Consider the following 4,278-nt stretch of genomic DNA (forward strand, 5'->3'; position numbering starts at 1 on the left):
GTGTGTTTTGTTTAATTTGTTCTTTGGCAAATTCAAGTGTGCTTATCCCTTCAAAATAATCAAATAATTCTCTGTACCCAACAGTTTGTAAGGCATTTCTTTCTTTATGCGGAAGTAATTGCTTTACTTCTTCAACCAAACCTGCTTCAAACATTAGGTCGACACGTTTGTTAATTCGGTCGTACAAAATTTCTCTGTTGGCTTCTAAACCAATAACAATTGGAGTGAAATTATGTTTGATTTTTCTTTTTCCAATAAAATCTGAATAGGGTAGACCACTTCCAATACAAACCTCTACAAAACGTTTCATTCGTTGCGGATTTTGTAAAGTTTGCGGATTTTCGATTTGAAGTTTTTTATAATAATCGGGGTCTAATTCTTGTAGTTTTTCTTGAAGGAATTCGATACCTAATGTCTCAAATTTTGAATTGATTTCTGTACGAAAATGCTCTTCAATTTTCGGAAATTCATCAAAACCTTTTAAAACGGCAGCTACGTATAAACCAGAGCCGCCCACCATAATTTGGATATTGTTTTTAACAAAAAGTTCGTCTAATTTTTCAAGCGCTTCTTTTTCAAAATCACCAACGGAATACTTCTCAAAAACCGATTTATTTTGAATGAAATGATGTGTTGCAGCGGCTAATTCATCATCTGAAGGAACTGCAGTTCCAATTTTCATTTCCTTAAAAAACTGTCTACTATCGCACGAAATAATTTCGCAACCAAAATGTTGTGCCAAAGCAATACTTAAGGCAGTTTTCCCTATTGCAGTGGGTCCGATAATAGTAATGAGATAGTTCAATTTTTAAGAAATTCGGTTATTTAAACATATCCATTCCAGGAATACTTGGCATCCCAGATTGTGCTACGGCTGCCATTTCTGCTTCGTTTACACTAGTTGCTTTTGTAATGGCTTTATTTAAAACGGTAACCAAATAATCTTCCAACATTTCTTTGTCTTGCAATAATTCATCCGAAATTTTGAAGTTTTTAATTTCTCTGTTTGCCGTCAAAGTTACTTGTAATAAACCGTCGTTACTTTGCTCGTCCACTAAAACGCTATTTAATCTGTTTTTAGTTTCTTCCATTTTTTGTTGGGTTTCTTTTAATTTACCCATCATTCCCGTTAAGTCCATTTTGTATGTGTTTAAGTTTCTTAGTTTTTTTTATATTTCTTTTATAAAAGTGCAACGTTTTTTATGATATTGAGGATCAAAATTTTTCCATAAATTATGAACGGCTTGATTGTCTTCTAATTCAGGTGTTCGCATGCAATTTACTACTCCTATTTTTTTAAAGCTGATGTGGTTTTCATTAAATAAAATCGCGGTAACGCCTTTACTTTGGTACTCAGGTAAAACGCCAATTAAATAAAACACTGCGGTTTTACATTTATTTTTGGCTTTTAATAAATGTAAGAATCCTGTTGGAAATAATTTGCCTTTTGATTTTTGTAAAGCTTCAGAAAAATCTGGCATTACAATACTAAAAGCTGCCATTTTACCTTCTTTATCCATTACAAATTTTATAAATTCTGGATTGATAAACGAAATGTATTTCTTTTTAAAATAGTCAATTTGAATGTCGTTAATTGGCACAAACGATTGCAAAGAGGCATAACTTCCGTTGAATAACGTAAACATTTTGTCCACATAAGGCATAATGTCTTTGGTTTTGGTGAAATTCAAATGGGTTAAATCGTATCTTTTTTCAATCATATCAGCTACGCGTTGAAAATTTGTCGCATCAATATTTGAAAAAGGAAACTTACTTTCTAAATATACTTTTTCTTTAACAAAGCTCAATTGCTCAAAATGTTTAGCGTAATAAGGAAAATTATACCAAGTTATCATTAGTCCTCTTTCCTCAAAACCTTCAATTAGACAGCCCACTTTATCCAAATTTGAGAATCCCATTGGACCTTCAATATTTTCTAAGTTATGTTCTTTTCCAAAAGCAATTACTTTGTCTAACAGTGCTTTTGTTACTTCTACATCATCAATTACATCAAACCAACCAAATCGCACTTTCTTTTTACTTAAAATATTCACTTCATCCCAATTTATAATTGCCACTACACGTCCTACAATTTTATTGTTTTTATAAGCCAAATAAAAATGAGTGTCTGCGGATTGAAAAACTGGATTTTTGGTTTTATCAAAGCTTTCTAATTCTTCTTGAATAATTGGCGGCACCCAATATTTGTTGTCTTTGTACAACTCAAAAGGAAATTTAATAAATTCCTTCAATTCTTTTTTCGAGAAAATTTCTTTTACTTCTATCATTAGTCTACACTGTCTTTTCTTTTGCTTTTGGCTGCCTTTTTATCCATTTTCTTGTCCATTTTACTTCTTGTACCTGGTTTGTTCATTTTTATTTCTTTGTAATTTTTTGTAAAACGCCAAGTAAACCCAACACCACCATAAAATATTCCTGGTGTGGTTTTTATACTTGTACCAATGGAAGCATCAAATTGCATGTCTTTTTTATGCAGATAGGCAGCACCTAATCTGAAAATTCCATCACTGTAATATTTTCCATTATAACCCTGATTTTCCAAAAAAACCGACAAGTTTTGATTGATTCCGTGTGTAACGGTTAAGATGTAATCGATACTAGAAAAATCAGTACCTATTTTGTTGTAAATTAAATTGGTGACCAAAACAGTTCTATCGCCAAAATGATTTTGAGCAATAGCCATAACTTTCGGACTAAATGTGGCCTCAACTACTGAAGTATTTGCAAACAAATTAGTTTCAGCAAAATTAAAATTTGCACCGGCATAAGCAGAAAATGCTGGGATAAATTGTTTCCATTTGAAACGGTGATTGGCTTTCCAACTGTACACATTTGGTTTTTCAGGGCCATTTTTAAATGGGTCATAAAATAAATATTTTGCCCCAAAAGTTGTTTGTCTCAAGGCACTTCTGTTTGAAGTAACTGCATATTGTTGATATGAGTCTTTTTGGTATTGAATTTCTGCAATAAGCTCTAATTCTTCTTTAAACAATCCCCAACGTAAAGCTAAATCGGCAAAATACCCTTTTGCGTTATAGTTAAGTTTATCGTGATTTTCAGAAATGTAATTTATTCCTGTTTCTGTTTGAATAACACTTTTTCCCACAGAAAAAGCCATCATAGACTTTCCTGGACGGTTAGAATTTACTTCATCCGTGTATTGTGCATTAGCAATTGACGTCATCAATATTGTTGCTATACAAACAACTTTTGTAGGAAACTTCATAAAGATTATTTTAAAATTCAAATGTAAATATTTTATCATAATTTTAAGTATTAGATTTGATATATTCCTTATTTTTGACAAAAAAATTATAATTATGGATACAGCAAGTGTGCCGGGATTTATTAGAACCATATTCTATATCATTTTGTTTTATTATTTATTTAAGTTCGCAATGAGGTTGTTAGCACCTTATTTGATTCAAAAAGTTGCGAAAAAAGCAGAAGAACATATTAAAAAGCAGTTTGAACAACAGCAACAAAATCATCAATCTGCTTCAGAAAACAAAGAAGAAATTCCAAAAAAAGATAAAAAAGTAGTTGGTGATTATATCGATTATGAAGAAGTTGACTAATTTTCTCCGTTATGGCGGAGATTTTTTTATTTTTGTAGGACATTAATTTTAAGAAGTATAATGAAAAAATTAGAAAAAATTGCACCTCATTTATATGCCATTTTTGGTTTTATAGTCATTGCTATTATTTATTTTTATCCAGTTTTGTCTGGAAAACAAATAATGCAATCAGATATTGCCCAATATACCGGAATGGCAAAAGAACAAAACGACTTTAGAAATGAATTTCATGAAGAGCCGTATTGGACAAATAGCGCGTTTGGTGGTATGCCAACGTATCAATTAGGTGCAAAATATCCTCATAATTATATTAAAAGTTTAGATAGTGCGTTGCGATTTTTACCTCGTCCTGCCGATTATTTATTTTTATATTTCTTAGGTTTTTATTTGTTATTAATGAGTTTAAAAATCAAACCGTTACAAGCCTTTTTTGGTGCTTTAGCGTTTGGTTTTTCTACGTATTTGATTATTATTTTAGGAGTAGGGCATAATGCAAAAGCACATGCAATAGCATATATCCCGATGGTTTTAGCCGGAATTGTATTTGTTTTTAACAAACGTTATTTAGTTGGTGGTATTTTAACTATGCTCGCTGCCGGATTAGAAATTCAAGCGAATCACTTTCAAATGACGTATTATTTCTTGTTCTTATTTGCATTCGTAATTGGATTTTACATTT

At 31.3% G+C, this 4,278-nt stretch carries 5 protein-coding genes and 1 pseudogene; 2 read left to right on the forward strand and 4 right to left on the reverse strand.

Going from position 1 to position 4,278, the window contains the following annotated elements; genetic code table 11:
• The 4 genes from miaA to ACIQ2I_RS08295 all read right to left on the reverse strand — a co-directional run.
• Nucleotides 1-805: tRNA (adenosine(37)-N6)-dimethylallyltransferase MiaA (gene miaA / locus ACIQ2I_RS08280; RefSeq protein WP_396181948.1), on the reverse strand; the 805-nt coding region annotated here is incomplete at its 3' end.
• Between the two features lie 16 nt (nucleotides 806-821).
• Nucleotides 822-1,139: a YbaB/EbfC family nucleoid-associated protein gene (locus ACIQ2I_RS08285; protein ID WP_396181949.1), complete on the reverse strand. Its 318-nt coding sequence runs from the start codon at nucleotides 1,137-1,139 to the stop codon at nucleotides 822-824.
• A 30-nt stretch (nucleotides 1,140-1,169) separates the two neighbouring features.
• Nucleotides 1,170-2,288, reverse strand: a complete 1,119-nt coding sequence (locus ACIQ2I_RS08290) for a GTP cyclohydrolase (RefSeq protein ID WP_396181950.1) — start codon at nucleotides 2,286-2,288, stop codon at nucleotides 1,170-1,172.
• Nucleotides 2,288-3,247: a transporter gene (locus ACIQ2I_RS08295; protein WP_396181951.1), complete on the reverse strand. Its 960-nt coding sequence runs from the start codon at nucleotides 3,245-3,247 to the stop codon at nucleotides 2,288-2,290. Before ACIQ2I_RS08295 ends, ACIQ2I_RS08290 begins: the two co-directional genes overlap by 1 nt.
• Before the next feature lie 94 nt (nucleotides 3,248-3,341).
• Here ACIQ2I_RS08295 and ACIQ2I_RS08300 point away from each other — a divergent pair, with 94 nt between their 5' ends.
• Nucleotides 3,342-3,599 (forward strand): DUF4834 domain-containing protein, encoded by a 258-nt coding sequence (locus ACIQ2I_RS08300; RefSeq protein ID WP_396181952.1) that lies wholly within the window; start codon nucleotides 3,342-3,344, stop codon nucleotides 3,597-3,599.
• Between the two features lie 60 nt (nucleotides 3,600-3,659).
• A pseudogene (locus tag ACIQ2I_RS08305) lies at nucleotides 3,660-4,278 on the forward strand (hypothetical protein); the annotation flags it as partial.

Source organism: Flavobacterium sp., assembly GCF_044368995.1.
GTDB lineage: Bacteria > Bacteroidota > Bacteroidia > Flavobacteriales > Flavobacteriaceae > Flavobacterium.